The sequence below is a fragment of the Clostridia bacterium genome, assembly GCA_014360065.1.
In the GTDB taxonomy this organism is placed as follows: Bacteria; Bacillota; DSM-521; order Neomoorellales; family JACIYF01; genus JACIYF01.
Genome location: JACIYF010000046.1, coordinates 1 through 20,804 on the forward strand (window position 1 = coordinate 1; position 20,804 = coordinate 20,804).

At 59.3% G+C, this 20,804-nt stretch carries 21 protein-coding genes and 1 riboswitch; of the genes, 20 read left to right on the top strand and 1 reads right to left on the bottom strand.

What is annotated here, in order from left to right; genetic code table 11:
- The 18 genes from acpS to fdhF form a co-directional block, all read left to right on the top strand.
- The coding region (gene acpS, locus H5U02_08280) for a holo-ACP synthase (GenBank protein MBC7342429.1) at nucleotides 1-315 on the top strand (315 nt) is incomplete at its 5' end.
- A 97-nt stretch (nucleotides 316-412) separates the two neighbouring features.
- Nucleotides 413-1,999, top strand: coding sequence for an NAD(P)H-hydrate dehydratase (locus H5U02_08285; protein ID MBC7342430.1), 1,587 nt, complete (start codon nucleotides 413-415; stop codon nucleotides 1,997-1,999).
- A complete protein-coding gene (locus H5U02_08290) occupies nucleotides 1,971-3,128 on the top strand; it encodes an alanine racemase (GenBank protein ID MBC7342431.1) in 1,158 nt (385 codons plus the stop codon). Before H5U02_08285 ends, H5U02_08290 begins: the two co-directional genes overlap by 29 nt.
- A gap of 88 nt (nucleotides 3,129-3,216) precedes the next feature.
- A complete protein-coding gene (locus H5U02_08295; GenBank protein ID MBC7342432.1) occupies nucleotides 3,217-3,492 on the top strand; it encodes a ribbon-helix-helix protein, CopG family in 276 nt (91 codons plus the stop codon).
- 1 nt (nucleotide 3,493) lies between these two features.
- Nucleotides 3,494-3,844, top strand: coding sequence for a type II toxin-antitoxin system PemK/MazF family toxin (locus H5U02_08300; GenBank protein ID MBC7342433.1), 351 nt, complete (start codon nucleotides 3,494-3,496; stop codon nucleotides 3,842-3,844).
- A gap of 98 nt (nucleotides 3,845-3,942) precedes the next feature.
- Complete coding sequence (locus H5U02_08305; GenBank protein MBC7342434.1) at nucleotides 3,943-4,650, top strand: gamma-glutamyl-gamma-aminobutyrate hydrolase family protein; 708 nt, start codon at nucleotides 3,943-3,945, stop codon at nucleotides 4,648-4,650.
- Nucleotides 4,651-4,663: 13 nt separating this feature from the next.
- Nucleotides 4,664-4,773: riboswitch (TPP riboswitch) on the top strand.
- 323 nt (nucleotides 4,774-5,096) lie between these two features.
- Nucleotides 5,097-5,759, top strand: coding sequence for a thiamine phosphate synthase (gene thiE / locus H5U02_08310; GenBank protein MBC7342435.1), 663 nt, complete (start codon nucleotides 5,097-5,099; stop codon nucleotides 5,757-5,759).
- Nucleotides 5,756-7,054 (top strand): phosphomethylpyrimidine synthase ThiC, encoded by a 1,299-nt coding sequence (gene thiC, locus H5U02_08315; GenBank protein MBC7342436.1) that lies wholly within the window; start codon nucleotides 5,756-5,758, stop codon nucleotides 7,052-7,054. The genes thiE and thiC overlap by 4 nt, the downstream gene beginning before the upstream one ends.
- Nucleotides 7,055-7,113: 59 nt before the next feature.
- Complete coding sequence (locus H5U02_08320) at nucleotides 7,114-7,704, top strand: uracil-DNA glycosylase (GenBank protein MBC7342437.1); 591 nt, start codon at nucleotides 7,114-7,116, stop codon at nucleotides 7,702-7,704.
- A gap of 81 nt (nucleotides 7,705-7,785) precedes the next feature.
- Nucleotides 7,786-8,280, top strand: a complete 495-nt coding sequence (gene tsaE / locus H5U02_08325) for a tRNA (adenosine(37)-N6)-threonylcarbamoyltransferase complex ATPase subunit type 1 TsaE (protein MBC7342438.1) — start codon at nucleotides 7,786-7,788, stop codon at nucleotides 8,278-8,280.
- A complete protein-coding gene (tsaB, locus tag H5U02_08330) occupies nucleotides 8,261-9,019 on the top strand; it encodes a tRNA (adenosine(37)-N6)-threonylcarbamoyltransferase complex dimerization subunit type 1 TsaB (protein ID MBC7342439.1) in 759 nt (252 codons plus the stop codon). The genes tsaE and tsaB overlap by 20 nt, the downstream gene beginning before the upstream one ends.
- A 47-nt stretch (nucleotides 9,020-9,066) precedes the next feature.
- Nucleotides 9,067-9,519 (top strand): ribosomal protein S18-alanine N-acetyltransferase, encoded by a 453-nt coding sequence (gene rimI, locus H5U02_08335; protein ID MBC7342440.1) that lies wholly within the window; start codon nucleotides 9,067-9,069, stop codon nucleotides 9,517-9,519.
- Between the two features lie 251 nt (nucleotides 9,520-9,770).
- Entirely contained in the window at nucleotides 9,771-10,808 is a 1,038-nt protein-coding gene (tsaD, locus tag H5U02_08340; protein MBC7342441.1) for a tRNA (adenosine(37)-N6)-threonylcarbamoyltransferase complex transferase subunit TsaD, read from the top strand.
- Nucleotides 10,809-11,151: 343 nt separating this feature from the next.
- Nucleotides 11,152-11,679 carry a 5-formyltetrahydrofolate cyclo-ligase gene (locus H5U02_08345; protein MBC7342442.1) on the top strand — a complete coding sequence of 176 codons (528 nt, stop codon included), beginning with the start codon at nucleotides 11,152-11,154 and terminating at the stop codon, nucleotides 11,677-11,679.
- Nucleotides 11,680-11,970: 291 nt separating this feature from the next.
- Nucleotides 11,971-12,432: an NADH-quinone oxidoreductase subunit NuoE gene (gene nuoE / locus H5U02_08350; GenBank protein MBC7342443.1), complete on the top strand. Its 462-nt coding sequence runs from the start codon at nucleotides 11,971-11,973 to the stop codon at nucleotides 12,430-12,432.
- Between the two features lie 62 nt (nucleotides 12,433-12,494).
- The gene (gene nuoF / locus H5U02_08355) at nucleotides 12,495-14,357 is read left to right on the top strand and encodes an NADH-quinone oxidoreductase subunit NuoF (GenBank protein MBC7342444.1); all 1,863 of its coding nucleotides are present in this window, start codon (nucleotides 12,495-12,497) and stop codon (nucleotides 14,355-14,357) included.
- A gap of 1 nt (nucleotide 14,358) precedes the next feature.
- Complete coding sequence (locus tag H5U02_08360; GenBank protein ID MBC7342445.1) at nucleotides 14,359-15,417, top strand: (2Fe-2S)-binding protein; 1,059 nt, start codon at nucleotides 14,359-14,361, stop codon at nucleotides 15,415-15,417.
- A 117-nt stretch (nucleotides 15,418-15,534) separates the two neighbouring features.
- Nucleotides 15,535-18,237 (top strand): formate dehydrogenase subunit alpha, encoded by a 2,703-nt coding sequence (fdhF, locus tag H5U02_08365; protein ID MBC7342446.1) that lies wholly within the window; start codon nucleotides 15,535-15,537, stop codon nucleotides 18,235-18,237.
- A 65-nt stretch (nucleotides 18,238-18,302) separates the two neighbouring features.
- Here fdhF and H5U02_08370 read toward each other — a convergent pair whose 3' ends face one another.
- Complete coding sequence (locus tag H5U02_08370) at nucleotides 18,303-19,169, bottom strand: patatin-like phospholipase family protein (protein ID MBC7342447.1); 867 nt, start codon at nucleotides 19,167-19,169, stop codon at nucleotides 18,303-18,305.
- A gap of 460 nt (nucleotides 19,170-19,629) precedes the next feature.
- Between H5U02_08370 and H5U02_08375 the strand changes: the two genes are divergently transcribed.
- Together H5U02_08375 and H5U02_08380 are read left to right on the top strand one after the other, a co-directional pair.
- Nucleotides 19,630-19,809 carry a hypothetical protein gene (locus H5U02_08375; GenBank protein ID MBC7342448.1) on the top strand — a complete coding sequence of 60 codons (180 nt, stop codon included), beginning with the start codon at nucleotides 19,630-19,632 and terminating at the stop codon, nucleotides 19,807-19,809.
- Between the two features lie 3 nt (nucleotides 19,810-19,812).
- A partial coding sequence (locus H5U02_08380) for a molybdopterin molybdotransferase MoeA (GenBank protein ID MBC7342449.1) occupies nucleotides 19,813-20,804 on the top strand: 992 nt, incomplete at its 3' end.

The window sequence follows — 20,804 nt, forward strand, 5'->3', positions numbered from 1 at the left end:
CATGAGCGCCGCTTTAAGGAGCGGGTTTTTACTGGGGCCGCGTGTGAGTACGCGGCCGGCAAAGGATGCACGGCGTCTTACTTGGCTGCCCGTTGGGCCGCCAAGGAAGCCGCCGCCAAGGCTTTGGGCCTCGGTTTGGGCCAATTTTGCTGGCGGGAGATTGAAATCGCGGTGACGCCCGGGGGGCAGCCAACCCTCCGCCTCAGCGGGCAGATGGCCAACTTAGCAGCTAGGTTGGGCATAACCAGGTGGCATGTGAGCCTCACCCACGACCGCTCTCGGGCTCTGGCCCAGGTGGTGGCGGAGAAGGGGTAGCTATGGGATGGGCCTGGACTTTCGGCCTGAGTATGGGGCGGAGCGGAGGACAGCCAAGCGCGAGAGGGCATAGGCTTTAGAAGCTGGAGGAATGGATATGCAGCTAGTTACGGCTGAGGAGATGCGACGGCTGGACCAAACGGCCTCCTCCGATTTTCATATCCCTAGCATCGTATTGATGGAAAACGCTGGCCGGCAGCTGGCCGAGGCGGTAAAGCGCTGCCTGGGCGGCAGGGTGGTCGGTCGCCATGTGGTGGTCTTTTCCGGCAAAGGCAACAACGGTGGCGATGGGCTAGTGGCAGCCCGACACCTCATCAACTGGGGGGCGGAAGTTAAGGTTTTTCTCTTAACCCGGGGCCAGGACCTGCGGGGCGATGCCGCCACCAATTTTTCTGCTCTTAGTAGCATGGGCGCCAAGATTTATGAGATTACCGGCGACCGGGAGCTACAAAAAGTCCAGGTAGCGCTGATGCGAGCGGAAATCGTAATTGATGCCATTTACGGCACCGGCTTCCGGGGCCAAGCCGCCGGCCTCACCGGCCAAACCATTCAGATGATAAACGAGTTTGCTAAGCCGGTCATAGCCGCGGACTTGCCTTCGGGGTTGGAGGCCGATACCGGGAAGGTCTACGGACCCTGCATCCGTGCCCAGGAAACCGTCACCTTTGCCCTACCCAAGCTAGGGCTATACTTGGAGCCGGGGGCAAGCTACGCTGGGCGCATAACCGTAGCCGACATTTCCATTCCTGCTTCTTTGCTGGGGCGCGAGGATATTGGTCGCCAGCTCCTGACCTGGGAATGGTGCCGGCGGCGAGTAAAGCGGCGGGAAGTGAGCGGCCACAAGGGCACTTATGGCCACGTGCTGGTAGTTGGCGGCTCGGAAGGCATGACCGGCGCGGTGGTAATGGCTGGAGAAGCAGCGCTGAGGGCAGGGGCGGGTATGACTACGGCTGCGGTACCAGCACCGCTACACCCGATCCTAGAGATTAAGACTACCGAAGTGCTTACACGGCCCCTACCGGAAACACCGAGCCGGGGAATCAGCGAGCAAGCTTTAGAGACTATTCTAGCCATGGCCAGCAAGATGTCGGTCCTGGCCGTAGGGCCAGGGCTAGGCCGCGATCCCTCCAGCCAGGCCTTGGTGCGAGGGTTGGTGGGCCGGGCCCAGCTGCCGCTGGTTATTGATGCCGATGGGTTGAATGCCTTGGTAGGCCATACCGATGTTTTGCGCCAAGCTAAAATGCCGCCGGTGCTCACTCCCCATCCGGGAGAAATGGCCCGGCTTTGGGGAAGCACCACCGACAAAGTCCAGTCCAACCGGCTGGAAATCGCTGAAAATGCTGCCCGGGCCTGGAACGCCATCGTAGTGCTCAAGGGAGCTAAGACCATCGTGGCGGTTCCGGGCGGGCCTACTTATATCAACCCTACCGGCAACCCGGGCATGGGCACCGCCGGCAGCGGCGATGTCCTGACTGGGGCCATTGCCGCCTTTATCGCCCAAGGCTTGGCTCCGGCTGAAGCTGCCTGCCTAGGAGTTTTCGTCCATGGAGCGGCCGGAGATCTGATGGCGGGGCGCCTGGGCCAGCGGGGCTTGGTGGCCGGGGATTTAATGATGGGAGTAGCCGAGATACTAAAGCAGCTGGAAGGTGAAGAGGTTGCCGCGACCGGTCTGGGCGGAAATTGACCTAGCCGCCATTGCCAACAACATTAAAGAAATCCGCCGGGTTGTTACCCGCCCCACCCAGATCATGGCGGTAGTTAAAGCCAATGCTTACGGGCACGGGGCGGTGGAGGTAAGCCGGGTGGCCCTGGAGCACGGGGCCAGCTGGCTAGGGGTGGCGATTTTCGAGGAGGCGGAGGAGCTTCGCCAAGCTGGGATCCAGGCACCCATCCTGATCCTGGGGTATTCGCCGGCGGATGAGGCCGAGGCCATCGTCAGCTTAGGTCTTTCTCAGGCAGTCTGGACCCGGAGCCAGGCGGAGGCGCTTTCCCGAGCTGCGGTGAAGCTAGGCCGCCCGGCCAAAATTCACATTAAGCTCGATACCGGCATGGGGCGTATCGGTTTTTTGCCTACCGCGGAAGCGGTGAAGGAGATCGAGCGGATTGCTTCCCTACCCGGCATCGCCATCGAGGGTACCTTCACTCATTTCTCCAGCGCTGATGACGAAGACAAAACTTTTACCCAAGAGCAGTTGCAGCGCTTTCACCAGATGCTGGAGGCCATCCGATCCCGGGGGGTGGAGGTGGGACTCCGGCACGCAGCTAGCAGCGCGGCTATCCTCACCATGCCGGAAACTCACCTAGATCTGGTACGGCTGGGAGTATCCCTGTATGGCCATTTTCCTAGCCCGGCTACCAGGCGGAACGACGTTACTCTGCTCCCGGCCATGAGCTTTAAGACCCAGATCGTCCACCTAAAGGAGCTTCCGGCCGGTTGGCCGGTAAGCTACGGCCGGACTTATTACACCAGTAAGCCTACCCTGGTGGCTACTCTGCCGGTTGGGTACGCCGATGGTTACTTTCGATCCTTCTCCAACTGCGGTGAGGTCATCATCCGGGGAAGGCGCTGCCCGGTGATTGGCCGGGTATGCATGGATCAGATCATGGTGGATGCCACCAGTTGTCCCCAGGCCCGGGTAGGGGATGAAGCAGTATTATTTGGCCGCCAGGGAAAAACGGTGCTGTCCACGGAAGAGTTGGCGGAGCGGATTGGCACCATTAGTTATGAACTCCTGTGTGCCGTTGGCCGCCGGGTGCCTAGGCGCTATGTTTGGGCCCAAGGAGAATGTTACCAGATTTCGAGCCAGCTCTAGGCGTTGCAGGATGAGTGCCCGGCAGCTATAATGTTGGTATAGCTGTTGGTAAGGATAGCTAAGGTAACCAATCGAGGGGGTGCGGTCTTTGCCCGGCCTTAAGCGCATCATGATAAGCCTGCCAGAAACGCTCCTTGAGGAAGTTGACGATTTGGTGATTTCTGAGCACCGCAATCGCAGCGAATTTATCCGGGAGGCCATGTTAAACTATCTCTTGGAGCGGAAACGGCGTGTGCTTAGGGAGCAGATGAAGCGCGGTTACCAGGAAATGGCGCAAATCAACTTGGCTTTGGCTCGGGAAAGCTATGAAGTGGAAAACGAGGCTCAGGGTTATTATGATGGCAAATTGATGGAGTGCAAATAGGATGCAGGTGAAGCGAGGGGACGTCTTTTATGCCGAGCTGAATCCGGTGGTAGGATCGGAGCAGGGAGGCACCAGGCCCGTGCTCATAATTCAAAACGATATTGGCAACCAGTTCAGCCCGACCACCATTGTTTTGGCGATCACCTCTCAAATCTCCAAGGCCAAATTGCCCACCCATGTCGAAGTTGATGCTAAACGAAGCCACCTGGACCGCGATTCCGTCATCCTGGCCGAACAGATACGCACCATCGATAAAAGCCGGTTACGGCAAAAGGTAACTACTTTGGATGATGAAATCATGAAAAAGGTAAATCGGGCCATCGAGATTAGCGTTGGCTTGGTAGAATTATAGAGCACTGGTATAATAGGTCTCTGGGAAAAGGTTAGCGGTGGCGAAAGAGGGCGAAACCAATTTCTAGCTCAAGCGGTGAGGATTGGGTCAGGCCCAAAATAGGCATAGTAGTTGGTCCCGATTGGGAAGGGAAGATCGCCATCAGCCGGGCTTATGTGGAGGCGGTGATTAGCGGCGGCGGTCTGCCAATACTTTTACCGGCCAGCGATGACAATGAGGCGGCGGCCAGCTACCTGGAGTACATAGACGGTTTGCTCCTGCCCGGCGGGGGCGATGTCGATCCGCTTCGCTTTGGCCAGGAGCCCAAGCCGGGGAGCGGCGCCATCTTCCCTGAGCGCGACCAGTTGGAAATTCAGCTGGTGCAAGCGGCCCAAGACCGGGATCTCCCGGTATTGGGCATCTGCCGGGGAATGCAGGTAATCAATATTGCCCTGGGGGGCGATATCTACCAAGATTTAAAAGAGGTTGGCTCTGCCGTAAAACACATGCAGGAAGCCCCGCGCTGGTATCCCACCCATTCGGTGCGAATCGAGAAGGGAACGCTCCTGGCCGAGGCCTACCCGTTAGCTGAGCGCCGGGTAAATAGCTTCCACCACCAGGCGGTAAAGAACCTGGCCCCGGGCTTCAGAGCCAGCGCTTGGGCCCCGGACGGGGTCATCGAAGCCATCGAGTCCACAAAGCACCGGTTCCTCTTGGGGGTGCAGTGGCACCCGGAGTGCATGTGGGAGCGGGATCCTTGTGCGCAGGAATTGTTTTTGCGGTTTACCAAAGCCTGCATGGGGGCAGCCAGAGGTCAAACAGCTTAATTAGTAACCTTGCTTATTGCCACGGGGGTGCCCTTTGGGTGCTGAGAGGCCAGCGCGAGCTTTGGCCAACCCCTAACACCTGATCTGGGTAATGCCAGCGTAGGGAGTGGTTGACCTTAATCGAGCTTGCATTTAGGGTCACTCCGTGGAAACGGGGTGGCCTTATTTAATTGCTATGGACTGCCCCATGCGGCCAGCCGCAAACCAAGCATGAAAAAGGCACGTAGGGCGTGCTGGGGCGCTGGTCCGGAAGCGATCCAGCACTCAATCGGCAGGCAGCTAGGACTTAGTAGGGCTGGCCTGGCATGGCTGGGCAACACCGGATAGGCGGGATAGGCAAATTGAGTGCTGGACACCACAGCGGCGGCCAGGGCCGAGGTGGAGCAAGGGAACAGCGGACCAGCTGGCAGAGATTAACATATTTAGAAAGAGGGGAGAGGCAAAAGATGCGGACGCGGAAGGAAGTACAGGGGTGGGGGCTCTACGTTATCGTTACCAGCGATTTGGCTAAAGGAAGGCCGGTGGAAGAGGTGGTGGAAAAGGCTCTGGCCGGGGGCGCAGGGGTGATCCAGCTCCGGGAAAAGAATTTGGATACCCGAGAGCTGCTCCGGCGGGCCCAAGTGGCTCGGGAGCTGACCCGCCGATATGGAGCGCTCTTGATTATCGATGACCGGGTGGACATAGCCATGGCAGTTTCTGCCGATGGAGTTCATCTGGGACAGAGCGATATGCCGGCCGCTGTAGCCCGAAAGCTTCTTGGACCCGATGCCATCATCGGGGTCTCGGTTATAGGCGATGCCGAGCTGGCTTTAGAGGCCAAGCGGGACGGAGCTGACTATGTGGGGGTCTACGTTTACGCCACCACCTCTAAGCCTACCGATCGGCTGCCGGTTGGCCCCGAGGGCATCCGGCGGCTGCGCCAGGTACCGGAACTGGCCGATTTGCCCATAGTAGCCATCGGCGGCATTAACCGCGATAATGCGGCTGCGGTACTGGCAGCAGGAGCCGATTGCTTGTCGGTGCTTTCGGCGGTGGTAAGTGCCCCCGACATAGAGAAGGCGGCCCGGGACTTAGCTCAAGTTATCCAGGAAGCGAGGCAAAACTCATGACCCAATTGGAACAGGCCAAGAAGGGCATCATTACTCAAGAGATGGAAAAGGTAGCAGCCGAGGAGGGGTTGACCCCCGAAACCATCCGCCAGCTGGTGGCGGAAGGCCAGGTGGTGATCCCGGCCAACGTTAACCACCGGGGACTAAAGCCGGTAGGAATAGGCAAGGGTTTGCGTACCAAGGTAAATGCCAACATCGGCACCTCCAGCGATTACCCCGACTTGGAAGTAGAAATGGCCAAGCTTAAGGTAGCTTTAGAAGCTGGGACCGATGCGGTGATGGACCTCAGCACCGGTGGCGACCTCAACGCCAACCGGCGGCGAATCTTGGAGGCTTGCCCGGTAGCCCTGGGCACGGTTCCCATTTACCAGGCAGCGGTGGAGGCCATTAAAAACCGGGGCTCCTTGGTGGCCATGGAGCCGGAAGACCTATTCCGGGTTATCCTCCAGCATGCCCAAGATGGAGTGGATTTTATAACCGTCCATTGCGGAGTGACTCGGGAGACGGTGGAGCGCCTGCAGCGGGAGGGCCGGCTGGCCGATATCGTTAGCCGGGGCGGGGCCTTCCTCACGGGCTGGATGCTCCACAACCAGAAGGAAAACCCCCTCTACGAACAATTTGATCGGTTGTTAGAGATTTGTCGGCAATACGATGTTACTTTGAGCCTAGGCGATGGCTTGCGACCTGGGTGTTTGGCCGATGCTACCGACCGGGCTCAAGTGCAGGAGCTAATCATTCTAGGCGAACTAGTAGATCGTGCCCGGGCAGCAGGAGTACAGGCCATGGTAGAGGGACCGGGGCATGTGCCCCTGGATCAGATTGCTGCCAACATCCTTCTAGAGAAGCGCCTTTGCCATGGGGCCCCCTTCTACGTGCTGGGGCCGCTGGTAACTGATGTAGCTCCGGGCTATGACCACATCACTTCTGCCATCGGGGCTGCCCAAGCGGCAGCGGCCGGAGCCGATTTTATCTGCTACGTGACTCCAGCTGAACACCTGGGCCTGCCGCGGGAGGAAGATGTGCGGGCCGGGGTAATAGCGGCCCGTTTGGCAGGCCACGCTGGCGATCTGGTCAAAGGGGTAAAAGGAGCCTGGGAATGGGACCAGCAGATGGCCCGGGCCCGCAAGGCTTTGGACTGGGAGGCCCAAATCGATCTGGCCATCGATCCCAAGCGAGCTCGCGAGCTGAGAGGGTCGAGAAACCCTGAACAGGCCGAGGCTTGCTCCATGTGCGGCGATTACTGCGCCATGAAGATCGTGGGCGAATACTTAGGTAAGGAAATGGAAAAATGTTAGAGGATTTCCTTTTTGGCTAACGAAAACAATAGGGGTTAAGTTTTCAGGCCCAAGGGGTGATGGCGGTGGCATATGCAACCTTGGAGGAATTAAAGGCCGAATGCTTAAAATGCAGCCGCTGTGACCTGCGTTCAGGTTGCCGCCAAGTGGTTTTTGGGGAGGGAAACCCAGAGGCTCGGCTGATGCTGGTAGGAGAAGCCCCAGGGGCTCAGGAAGATATTGAGGGCCGGCCCTTTGTGGGGGCGGCCGGCCAGCTCCTGGATCGGATTTTAGCGGCAGCAGGGTTTTCCCGGGAGGAGGTCTTCATCGGCAATGTGATAAAGTGCCGGCCGCCCGGAAACCGCTTTCCCAACGCCGAGGAGGTGGCCAAGTGCCGCCCCTACCTGGATGCCCAAATCCAGTTGATTAAGCCTCGCATAATTCTTTGTCTGGGCAATTTGGCGCTTAAGACTTTGATCAACCCTTATGCTCAGATCACCAAGGATCGGGGCAAATGGGTGGAAAGGAATGGCATCAAGATGATGGCCACTTTTCACCCGGCGGCTCTGCTTCGGGACGCGTCTAAAAAGAAGCCGGTCTGGGAAGACTTTCAGAAAGTGCGCGACCAGTACCGGGTCGAGGTAGCCGAGCAGCTGAGCCTGTTTGGGTAAGGCCGCTCGGGCCAAGGCGGGGCTGGGGAGCGAGCAGGAACCCAAGCAGCCTAGTTTAGAAACTGTGTTGGCGGTAGGCAGATGGGACGGGTGGGAGAACCTTTGACCGTGGTAACTGATAGCCCCGAAGCCACCCGCTGCTGGGGGCGGAGGCTGGCGGCGCTCTTGGCGCCGGGGGATGTGGTATTGCTGGAAGGGGAGCTGGGGGCTGGCAAGACCACCTTTACCCAAGGGATGGCCGACGGCTTGGGAGTGGAAGGGCCAGTTACCAGCCCTTCCTTTACTTTGGCCCACGAATATCGGGGGCGGCTTTCCCTTTACCATTTGGACTTATATCGCTTGGATGATCCTTCGGCGATGGCCGAGGTGGGCTTAGACGAGTATTTGGAGCAAGATGCGGTGGCAGTGGTGGAATGGGCCGAAAAGCTGGGGCCGTTTGTGCCGGAAGCCCACTTGCGAATTGCTATTACCTATGGCCAGGACGAAAACCAGCGCCAGCTCAAGTTTTATCCCCAGGGCGGGCGCTATGCGGCGATGGTGGAGGAGCTGAGGCGCTTTGCTGGTGCTGGGGCTTGATACCGCCACCAAAGCCTTAAGCGTGGCTATAGCCGAGGCCGGGCAGGTGGTGGTAGAGCTTTACCTGAATACTGATGGCCGCCATGCAGTGCGCCTCCTGCCCCTGATCGACCAGGCGTTGAAATGGGCGGGGGTGAGTATGGCGGAAATTGGCGCGGTGGCGGTCTCCGCTGGACCTGGCTCCTTTACCGGCCTAAGGATCGGCATGGCTACTGCTAAGGGACTATGTCAAGCCCTTGGCAAGCCCATCGTGGGGGTGCCTACCTTAGATGTCCTGGCGGCCAATGCGGCCGGGTTTGACGGGCTGGTATTGCCCCTGCTTTATGCCCGGCAAAAGCAGGTTTACACGGCCCTATATCAGACCGGCCTGGGCCCCGGTTCCTCGGCGGGGCAGCGGCGCCTCACCGATTATCGGAGCTTCAAGGTGGAGGCCCTGGGCCCTTGGCTTAAGCACCAGCTTGAGGTTTGGGGCCAAGACCATGGGACTAGCGGCCAAGGTGCCAGGGACGCAAGGATACTGGCCTTGGGCGATGTTCCCCCGGATTATCTTAAACCGGCTCAAGAGCTGGTTGGCCCTTCTTTAGGCTGGGGCCGGCCGGAACAAATGTATCCGCGAGCGACCCAGGTAATTCAGCTAGCCTGGGCCAAGCTTGCCCGGGGCGAGGGTGATGACCTCTACCGCCTGGCGCCCCTTTATATCATGCGCTCCTCCGCCGAAGAGAAGTTGGCCAGCCGTTAGGGGGAAAAAGGTTGGGCACTAAGTGTCGCGAGTACTATATTGAGCCTATGCGGGTGGAGCATCTGGACGAGGTGCTGGCCATTGAGCGGGCCTCATTTCCTACTCCTTGGTCGAAATATGCCTTCCTGGGGGAGATTCGCGACAATCGCTTTGCCCATTACTATGTTGGCCTTTATAACGGGCGGGTGGCCGCCTATGGGGGCATGTGGGTGATCCTGGATGAAGCCCATATCACCAACATTGCGGTTAGCCCTGAGCATCGAAGCCTCAAGCTGGGAAAAGCTATGCTGATTACTCTGATGCAGAAGGCAGCTTATCTGGGCGCGGATAAGATTACTCTGGAGGTAAGGCCCTCCAATTACATAGCCCAAAGCCTGTACCGCAGCCTGGGTTTTGTCCCCACCGGCGTCCGCAAAGGCTATTATACCGATACCCAAGAAGATGCCATCATCATGTGGCGCTACCTCGGCTTGCCCCAAGTGGGCCAGGAGCGAGCCTAAGCTACTTTCTGGGAGCCAACTTGGGGGAGCCGCTCACGGCGCTGGCGGTCAGTGAGCTGCCCTGGACATGAAGGTCTAAGCGGTTTACCCAGCACCCAGCCATGGCCTGTGCCAGAGGCTTGTAACGACACCGTTTGGTGCTGGGCGCCACAGCCGGCGATGGACCTACGCGGATCCGCGAAGGGCTACGGAGCGAAGGAACTGCGGCCATGAGCCAATCTTGAGAGACGATATCCTTCGGAGGCGATTAGTTGTTAATCCTAGGAATTGAGAGTTCTTGCGATGAGACTGCGGCCGCGGTGGTGGAGGATGGCCGCCGGGTGCACTCCAACGTCATTGCTTCCCAGCTCGATGTGCACCAGCTTTTTGGAGGCGTAGTGCCAGAAATCGCTTCCCGCAAGCATCTGGAGTTTATCTCCCCGGTGGTTGCCCAGGCCATGCAGGAAGCCAAGGTAGCGTTTTCTGAGCTTGAAGCCGTGGCGGTAACGTATGGCCCTGGGCTGGTAGGGGCGCTTCTGGTAGGGCTTTCGGCCGCCAAAGGCCTAGCCTACAGTTTGGGCATCCCGCTTATCGGGGTGAACCACATTCGCGGTCACCTTTACGCTGGCTTTCTCCAGTTCCCTGATCTCGAGCCTCCCTTGGTGGTGCTGATTGCTTCCGGTGGCCATACCACTTTGGCCTACTTGGAAAACCATGGCTCCATAAAGATCTTGGGCCGTTCCCGCGACGATGCTGCCGGCGAGGCTTTAGACAAGGTGGCCAGGGCCTTGGGCCTGGGCTATCCCGGTGGCCCGCAGATCGAATCCCTGGCCCGGGACGGCGACCCGCACGCCTTCGACTTTCCCCGAGCGTGGCTGGGGGAAGGAAGTTTGGATTTTAGTTTCAGCGGCCTGAAGACGGCGGTTATTCGCCAGCTTATGAGCCTGCCCAAGACGGAAAAGCGGTTGGCCGACTTGGCGGCCAGCTTTCAAGAAGCCGTTTTTGAAGTGCTGGTTACTAAAAGCATTCGGGCGGCCCAGCAGTACCAGGCGAAAACCATCCTGGTGGCTGGCGGGGTGGCTTCCAACCAAGCTCTGCGACAAAAGTTGGTGGCCGAGGGCGGTAAGCAGGGAATTCAGGTCCTTGCACCTGACCCCATCTATTGCACCGACAACGCTGCCATGATCGCCTGTGCAGGCTATTATCAGCTTCTGGCCGGGGACCAAGCTCCCCTCAATCTCAACGCTGTGCCCAACCTGGATGCCGCCTCAGGATTTTGTGGACAACTTCCTGGGGATGGCTGTGGATAATGGGGAAAAAACTGTGCATAACTTGTCGGCCAAGGGCTTCGGAGGTTAAGAAAAAGTTAGTAGATTGTTAATTACCCAGTGATTCCAAGACTTCCAGCTCCTGCCATCACCTCCAGCTGGGCATGATTAAGGCCGCTAATGGCGGCTGGCAACAAGCTTCGGATATTTTTCTAGTTGTTGATTGGCATGGGAATTTTAGCAGGAATCTGGCTGCCGATGTCTAACCATAACACATATACTGTGATTTTTTGCACTAATATCAATATTGGCAAAGGTAGTGAAGGAGACGGGAAACGTAGCCAAGCAAGAATTGCGCCAGCGGCTTCTGCAGCTAAGGGAAGCCATGCCTGCCCAGGCGGTGGCCCAAAAAAGCTCCGCCATAGCTCGTGAAGTTTTGAACTTAGCCGCCTACCGCCGGGCGCAAACCATAATGACCTACGTAGCTTTCAGAAATGAAGTACGGACGGAAATCATTATCAGGGAAGCCTTGGCTCAAGGCAAGCGGGTGGCGGTTCCCCTGTGCTCGAAGGCTCGGCGCCAACTCATCGCTAGCCAGTTACTGGATTTTCCGGGCGATCTGGCGCCTGGCACCTGGGGTATCCCCGAACCCAAGCCCGAAGCTCTGCGGCCCCTGGATCCCCAGGCCATCGACCTGGTGATAGTGCCGGGGGTAGCTTTTGATCGCCGGGGTTACCGGCTGGGATACGGGGGCGGGTACTATGACCGCTTTTTATTGCGCCTAGGCCAAGGTTCTGTATCGGTGGGGGTAGCCTTTAGCCTGCAAGTGGTGGATGAGCTTCCCTGCGAAGAACGCGACCGGCCGGTGAACCTGGTCATCACTGAGAGCGGCATTTTCGGGCCAAGAAGCTAACGAGGAGTGCCCCATCGGCCTGGCGTGAAAGCAAAAGCCTTGGCGTACCGCAGTGAGCCCACGGTTGAGTGTTGGAGGGCAGTATCATCTGGGCTAGGGAGTGGGAAGCGGCTAGCCAGGCGACATGCCAACCCAAGCCCGGGCAAGCCTGCTGCCGAGGAATCCTGGAGCCGAAGCCAGCCGCTTTACCCGTCACCGGAGGCCGAGGTGGAGCTTTAGGTGACTTCGCGCAAGGGTTTTGGAGTGGGGGCCAACCGCTCGGTGAAAAGAAATGGTTTTGGCGAGGAGGTTATGGTAGTGGCGGAGGAGCAAGCGTTAGAACAAGTTTTGGCTCAGTACCGGGGCAGCCGGGGAGCCCTGATCCCAGTGCTGCAGGCAGCCCAAGATATCTATGGGTATCTGCCCCGGGAGGTATTGCGCCGGATTAGCTTGGAGCTGAAAGTCCCCTTGAGCAAGGTGTACGGGGTGGCTACCTTTTATGCCCAGTTCCACCTCAAACCCCGGGGGCGCTACATCATCCGGGTTTGCCTGGGGACTGCCTGCCACGTTCGGGGCGGAGAGAAGATTCTCCAGCGGGTCAAGGAAGTCATCGGTGTGGCAGAAGGTGAGACCACTCCCGATTTGCGCTTTACCCTGGAACCGGTAGCTTGCCTGGGTGCCTGCGGGCTTTCACCCATCATGATGGTTAACGACCATGCCCATGGGCGGCTGACTCCAGATCTGGTTCCCAAGATTCTCGATCAGTACCAGTAGGGGGGAGACTGGTGGAAAGGTTAGAGTCGATTGAAAGCTTCGAGAAGAAGCGAAAAGAGCTGATGCTGCTCTACAGCCATGAACCTTACCGGCCCCGGGTAGTGGTGGGTATGGGTACCTGCGGCATAGCTGCTGGGGCAGGCGAGGTAATGCAGGCATTAGTTGACCAAGGCCAAGCCCGTTCCCTGGATTGGGACTTAACTTATACCAGTTGCTTGGGGATGTGCCATGCTGAAGTCAATGTAGAAATTACCCTTCCGGATGGCCCCAAGATCATTTATGGCAATGTTAAGGCTAAGGACGTTCCGGCCCTGGTGGAAAAGCACGTCTTGGCCGGGCAGCCGGTGATGGAGCTAGCCGTAGCCCAGGAAGGCCCTCCCCAGCGCCTGGTTCCCGGCATCCCCCATCTTTCCGAGCTGCCTTTCTTTGCCAAGCAGTCCCGGGGGGTGCTCAGGCGCTGCGGCCGCATCAACCCCGATAGCATCGAGGAATACCTGGCCACCGACGGTTACTTGGCCTTGGAAAAAGCAATTGCCGAGCTGGAGCCTGAGGACGTAATTGCTGAAGTAAAGCGCTCCGGCCTGCGGGGCCGGGGCGGGGGCGGCTTCCCCACCGGGATGAAGTGGGAATTCACCCGGCGGGCCCAGGGGGACAAGAAGTACATCGTCTGTAATGCCGACGAAGGTGATCCGGGCGCCTTTATGGACCGGAGCGTGCTGGAGGGCGACCCCCACGCCGTCCTGGAAGGAATGATTATTGCTGGCTATGCCATCGGCGCCGACGAAGGATACATCTACGTCCGGGCCGAATATCCCTTGGCGGTAAAGAGGCTGCGCCGGGCCATTGCCCAGGCTGAGGAATGGGGCTTTTTGGGCGAGAACATCTTGGGCTCGGGCTTCAATTTTGTCGTTCACATCAAGGAAGTGGCGGGCGCCTTCGTCTGTGGGGAAGAGACGGCGCTCTTGGCTTCCATTGAGGGCGAGCGGGGGATGCCCCGGGTACGGCCACCCTTTCCGGCCAATAAAGGCCTCTGGGGTAAGCCTACCAACATCAACAACGTGGAGACCTATGCCAATGTTCCCCATCTGATCCTGATGGGCGGGCTCAACTTTGCCTCGGTGGGGACACCCAAGAGCAAGGGGACCAAGGTATTTGCCATTACCGGCAAGGTTAAGCGGACCGGGCTGGCGGAAGTCCCCATGGGCATCAGCATGCGGGAGATCATCTTTGATATTGCTGGCGGCATTCAGAACGACAAGCAGTTCAAAGCGGTGCAGATCGGCGGGCCCTCGGGGGGCTGCCTCCCCACCGACCTTTTGGACCTGGCGGTAGACTATGATTCCCTGATCCAGGCCGGGGCCATGATGGGCTCAGGCGGGTTGGTGGTGATGGACGAAACTACCTGCATGGTGGACGTAGCCCGGTTCTTCTTGAACTTTACCACCAAGGAATCCTGCGGCAAGTGCACCCCTTGTCGGGAGGGAACCAAGCGGATGCTGGAGATCCTGACCCGCATCTGCCAAGGGCAAGGCCGGCCGGAGGATATCCCCACCCTGGAGCGGCTGGCCAAAGTGGTGAAGGCTACTGCCCTGTGTGGGCTGGGGCAGACCGCGCCCAACCCGGTTCTCACTACTCTCCGCTACTTCCGGCACGAGTATGAAGCCCATGTACAAGAAAAAAGGTGCCCGGCCCAAGCCTGTACTGCCTTCTTTATCTATGCTATTGATCCGCAAAAATGCGATGGCTGCACCCGCTGCCTGCGCAACTGCCCTTCGGGGGCCATTACCGGCAAGGTCAAGGAGGTCCACCGTATCGATCCCGAAAAATGTACCCACTGCGGAACCTGCGTGGAGAAGTGCCGGCGGGGCGCCATCATCAAGGTGGATCGTATCCCTTCTGCCAGCCTGCTAAAGGAGGGAGCCTAGTTTGGGCATTACCTTAACCATAAATGGCATCCGCACCTCGGTGGAGCCAGGAACCACGGTGCTGGAAGCAGCCCAGGAGCTTGGCATCCGTATTCCCACCCTGTGCCACGATCCTGCTTTGAGCTCGTTTTCCGCCTGCCGGATGTGCGTGGTAGAGGTGGCGGGGATGCGCAACTTGCCAGCTGCCTGCGCGCTGGAGGCTGCCGAGGGGATGGTAGTGGAAACCGAATCTCCGGCGGTGGTGGAAGCCCGGCGGACCATCCTCGAGCTCCTCTTGGCTAGCCATCCGGCCGATTGCCTCACCTGCGACAAGAGTGGAGAATGCCTGCTTCAGGACTATGCTTACCAATACCAGGTGCGGGGCGGGAACCTTTCAGGGGAAGTCCATGATTTCCCCTTGGATGATACCAATCCTTATATTGTCCGGGATAACAACAAGTGCATCCTTTGTGGCAAGTGCGTGCGCGCCTGCGCCGAGATCCGCGGACTTCACATCTTGAACTTTAGCAATCGCGGCTTTAATACCAAGGTGACAACCGCCTTTGATGAGCCCTTAGCCGATTCTGATTGCGTTTTCTGCCAGGCCTGCGTGGCGGTCTGCCCGGTGGGCGCCTTGATGAGCCGGGAACTGGTGGGGCGAGGGCGGCGCTGGGAGATGCAAAAAGAAGAGGTGACCTGCACCTTTTGCGATAGCGGCTGCCGGTTCTGGGTGTACCGCCGGAAAACCCCGGCCGGCAAGGGTGGACAGCAGTTTAATGCCGCCGGCGCCACCGGTGGGGCCGGTGGCGCCGGTGCTGCCGCCTCTGCCGGCGCCGCCGGTATTGCCGGTGCTACCGGGACCAAGTCCGGGCCGGTGGTAGCGGTGGTACCCAAGTCGCCAGGTCCAGGCCGGCCCTTGTGCCTAAAGGGGCGGCTAGGACTGGAGCTCATTTATAACCCGGAGGTCCCGGCCCGGCCGGTGGTAAGAAAGGATGGCCAGCTGGTGGAAGTTAGCTGGGAGGAGGCATTAGGCCTAGCTCCCCTCCTGGACAGACTGCTTTCTCGTCCGGGAGCAATTTAGGGGCTGACCAAGGGCTAGGAGGAGCCATACGGATCGCTGGCAAGGCTAGTCCTTCGCCGGTGCCAGCGCTGCGATACGGGATAGGTTTGGGAAGCTTCATTATGGAAAAAGGGGTGAATGGTAGTGGAAGCTGGTGCTCAAGTGCGCCTTAGCATCAATGGCCAGGAAATAGTGGTCCCGGCCGGGGCTACAGTTCTGGAGGCGGCCCAGGCGGCGGGCATCGATATACCGACCTTGTGCTACGATCCTGAGCTATCGCGGCCTGGGGCCTGCCGACTCTGCGTGGTGGAGATCGAAGGCTTCCGCAACCTGCCGGCCGCTTGTGTCACCCAGGTGGCAGAGGGGATGAAGGTAGATACGGAGTCGGAGGCGGTGGTGGAGGCTCGGAAGGTGAACTTGGAACTGCTGTTGGCCAACCATCCTCTGGACTGCTTAACTTGCGAAAAGGCCGGGGAGTGTAAGCTGCAAGAATATGCCTATCGCTACGGCGTTCGCGGCTCAACCTTCACCGGTGAGCGCCATCACTATGACCCCATTGAGGACAATCCCTTCATTGTCCGCGATAATAACAAATGCATTCTTTGCGGCAAGTGCATCCGGGTGTGCGAGGAGGTTCAGGGCCGGGCAGTGTTGGGCTTTGCCTATCGCGGCTTTGCCACCCAGGTGCTGCCGGCCATGGAGCTGCCGATGGAGGAGGCGGGCTGTGTCTTCTGCGGCAGCTGCGTCTCCGTCTGCCCGGTGGGAGCCCTGACCGAGCGGGATATGCGCGGTCAAGGCCGGCGTTGGGAGGTCAACAAGGTGCGCACCGTCTGCACCTACTGTGGCACCGGCTGTAGCTTCGATCTCAACGTTAAGGATGGCCGGGTGATAGGCATTACTTCGGCCGCCGATGCTGAGGTCAATGGCCGGGCTCTGTGCGCCAAGGGGCGCTTCGGCTACCGGTTCATCCACCACCCCGATCGCTTAACCCAGCCGCTGGTGCGCAAGAACGGCGAGCTGGTGCCGGTTAGCTGGGAGGAGGCTCTCCAGTGCGCTGCTCAAGGATTAGCCAGGGTACGGGATAGCTATGGCTCCGATGCCTTGGCGGTCTTAAGTTCGGCCCGTTGTACCAACGAAGAAAATTACCTAGTACAAAAATTCACCCGGGCGGTGCTGGGCACCAACAACGTTGACCATTGCGCCCGGCTTTGACACTCGGCCACCGTCGCCGGTCTGGCGACAGCTTTCGGCAGCGGAGCCATGACCAATCCCATCGAAGAGATAGCTGGGGCCGATTTCATCTTGGCCATCGGCACCAACACCACCGAGACCCACCCCATCATCAGCCTCAAGGTGCGCAAGGCCCTATCCCGCGGAGCTAAGCTGGTGGTGATGGATCCTCGTAAGACGGAAATGGCCCAAATGGCCCATATCCACATCCAGCACCGGCCAGGATCGGACCTAGCCCTTCTCAATGCCATGGCCCAGGTGATCGTGGCCAACAAGCTTTGGGATCAAGACTATGTAGCCAGCCGCACCGAGGGGTTTGAGGAGTTTTGCGAAGTTATTAAGAAGTACACCCCCGAGGCGGTACAGGAGGTCACCGGGGTGGAGCCGGAGCTGGTGCGGCAAGTGGCCAAGGAATACGCCCGCACCGAGAAAGCTACTATCCTTTACACCATGGGAGTTACCCAGCACATTTGCGGCACCGATAACGTCCTGGCCATTGCCAACCTGGCCATGCTCACCGGTCATGTGGGCAAGGAGAATGCTGGAGTCAACCCCCTCAGAGGCCAAAATAATGTCCAGGGCGCCTGTGACATGGGAGCTTTGCCCAATGTGCTAACCGCTTATCAGCCGGTAACCAATGCCGCGGTCCGAGGCCGCTTTGAGGAGGCCTGGGGGGTGAAGCTTCCGGATAAGCCCGGGCTTACCGTGGGGGAAATGATGGATGCTGCCTACGAGGGCCGGGTAAAAGCCATGTACATCGTGGGCGAAAACCCGGTGATCAGCGATCCCAACTCCAACCATGTCAAGGAGGCCCTGAGCCGGCTGGAGTTCTTGGTGGTCCAGGACCTGTTTTTGACCGAGACCGCCCGCTTTGCTCAGGTAGTATTCCCCGCCGCCAGCTTTGCGGAAAAGGACGGAACCTTTACCAATACCGAGCGGCGGGTGCAGCGGGTGCGCAAGGCCATCGAACCGGTAGGCAAGAGCTGGCCCGATTGGCAGATAGTCTGTGCCCTGGCTACCGCCATGGGCTACCCCATGAGCTATCCGCACCCGGCAGCCATTATGGAGGAAATCGCCTCATTGACGCCTAGCTATGGTGGCATCACCTATGAGCGCTTGGACCAGGGCAGCTTGCAGTGGCCTTGCCCACACCTCGGGCATCCGGGCACTAAGGTCTTGCACCAGCAAGGGTTTGCCCGGGGTTTGGGCTTGTTTGTCCCGGTGGAATATGTGCCGCCCGACGAAGAGCCGGATGCCGAATATCCCTTGGTGCTTACCACCGGCCGGCGGCTGTTCCATTATCATACCGGTACCATGTCCCGGCGGGTGGAGGGCCTAGAAAAGATCCTCCCCGAGGAGCGGCTGGAGATCAACCCAGCGGATGCTGGCCGCCTTGGCATTCTCGATGGGGAACGGGTGCGGGTAATATCCAGGCGGGGGCGGATCGAGGTGGCAGTGCAGGTCACCGATCGGGTGCCGCCGCAAACCGTATTCGGCACCTTCCATTTCTTCGAGGCGCCCATTAATGAGCTGACCAATGATGCCCGGGATCCCAAGGCCAAGATTCCTGAGCTCAAGGTCTGCGCGGTGCGGCTGGAAAAAATTAGTTAAAGCCCAAAGCTAAGGCAAGCTAAGCGTAGGTAGCTTATCCGGAGGATGGGGCTGGGGACCTTAGCTTACAAACATGCTTCGATCTCGCTCCAGCGGCGCTCTACTTCTGAGCGGCCGGCTTCGACCAAGGCGGGTACCTTGCCGAACTCCCACAAGGATACCGGTTCGCTAATGGGCCTGAGCACCAGGTCGGCATAAGTCCCGGTAACTATTTCCGTGATCCGCCGGCCCATAACGTCGGCCGACTGGATCAGGACCTCCAGGATATTGTCGGCCGGTTTGAGCCGGGCCTGAAACCCTAGGTCGACGGCAATTACCTTTTCCGCCCCCAACCAGCGAGCCACGTCGGCCGGAGTATTGTCAACTAAGCCGCCGTCAACCAGCATCCGCCCCTGCATTTCCTTGGGAGCAAACAGTCCGGGAATGCTGATGCTGGCGCGGATGGCTTCAGCCACCCGGGCCCTGGTAATAAAAACTACCTCCGGGGGCAGGTAATGCCTCCGGCTGGATACCAGCTGGCCGGGAGCAAAGACCACCATTTCCCCGCTGTTGATGTCGACGGCTACGGCAGCGCAAGGCATGGTGAGCTGGTCGAAGGTCTTGTCGCCCAGGAGCCGGAAAAAGACCGCCTCCACCTTGTTCCCTTTTAATAAGCCCAGCGGCCAGCGCAGAAGGCGCATCAGCACCGGCTGGGTCGCTACTGCCGCCCACTTGCGGTCATAATCTGCCACCCGATCGGGCTGGGCGTTGGCGTAGAGGTTGACCAGCTGAGCGGTGCCCATGCCAGAAGCGTAAAGGCAGCCAACTATGCTGCCAGCGCTGGTGCCGACGATCAAATCGGGCCTTATGCCCCGTTCCTCAAGGCCTTGGATGATGCCGATGTGGGCGGCGCCCTTCATGCCTCCTCCGCCTAACACTAAGGCTAGCCGCATAGACCCACCTTCTTTGAGGTTTCGCTCTTTTTAAGATATGCCTTCAGTTGCCCGGAGGTTACCCTTAACTTTGCCCCCACCAGCTCAAGTAGGCTTGGGGTTGGGGCGGTCATTTTCGGTAGCTGAGGCAGGAAAGCGTTAGGCCTTGGCGAACATAACAAATAGATTTGTTAGAATGGGTGCATCCGAAAGAAGCATGAAAATGCCGGGGATGCTGGCGTAAGGCGACTTTGGGCGAGCCCTGCGAGCCGTTGGCGAGACCGAGCCCGGAGGCGGGGCCGAGGACAGGACGTCCGAGGCCGGCCTCTTGAGACAGGAGGTCGAATTGACCGGGAACCCCGCCGAAGGGTGAGGGGGAGCCATACGGATCGCTGGCGAGGCCAGTCTTTCGCCGTCGCCAGCGCCCCGGCATGGGAAATGTTTCGGAAGCGTCTTAGAATGCACCGGTGGGGGGCTTATTATGGAAAAGCCTTGGGCAGAGATTCTGGAAGCAGTCCAGAAAGCCGCCGTGGACGGTAAGCTATCCTGCCTTCGGGCCCATGAGCTATCGAAAGAGAGAGGTATCCCTTTAAGGCAAATCGGGGATGCTTGCAACGAGCTTAAGATCAAGATCGTGTCCTGCCAGTTGGGGTGCTTCTAGATCATGGGCCAGGAATTGAGCCGACTAGTGACTTTAGAGGAGGGCGCCAAACTCATTGCTCAGCATTGGCCTAAGGTTGAAGTTGAGACCGTACCCCTTGCCCAGGCTTGGCGCCGGGTGCTGGCTTTGCCGGCCCGGGCCCAGGATGCGGTTCCCGGTTTTGATCGGGCTACGGTGGACGGCTTTGCGGTGCGGGCTCGGGATACCTTTGGGGCCAGCGAATCCCTGCCCGCCTACCTCACTTTGGTGGGGCGGGTGAGCATGGGGGAGAAGCCAGCCTTTGCCTTGGCAGGAAACGAGCCGGTGGCGGCGGCTATAGCCACCGGGGGCATGCTTCCGGCCGGGGCGGACGCAGTAGTGATGGTAGAACACACCGAGCCTATGGAGGGTGGCCAAATTGCAGTCCTGCGGCCAGTTGCTCCCGGAGAAAACGTAATTGCCAGGGGCGAAGATGCGGAGATGGGCCAAGTACTGTTTGAGACGGGCCACCGGTTGCGGCCGCAAGACCTAGGGCTCTTGGCTGCCTGCGGGGTTACCTCGGTGCAAGTACGGGCTTTCCCCCGGGTGGGAATCATTTCCACGGGTGATGAGCTGGTGACCCCGGATCGGGCTCCTGGCCCCGGCCAGGTGCGGGAGCTCAATTCCTATGTGCTGGCCGGCTTGGTCCAGGCCGGGGGCGGGATCCCTAAGTTTTACGGCATCGTCGGCGATAGCCGAGAAGCCCTGGCCCAAGCTGTAGGCCAGGCTAGCTTGGAAAACCATCTGGTCCTGCTGTCCGGGGGCAGCTCGGTGGGCACCAGGGACTGGACTTATCAGGTCTTAGATGAGCTTACCGGCGGAGGTATCCTGTTTGAAGGCTTAGCCATTCACCCGGGCAAGCCCACCATTGCTGCTGCTCCCCGGAAGCAAGCTCCTGGTCAGGCCGGCCTGCTGATTGGCCTTCCCGGGCACCCGGTCTCGGCCATGGTAGTATTTAAGCTGCTTTTAGCCCCCCT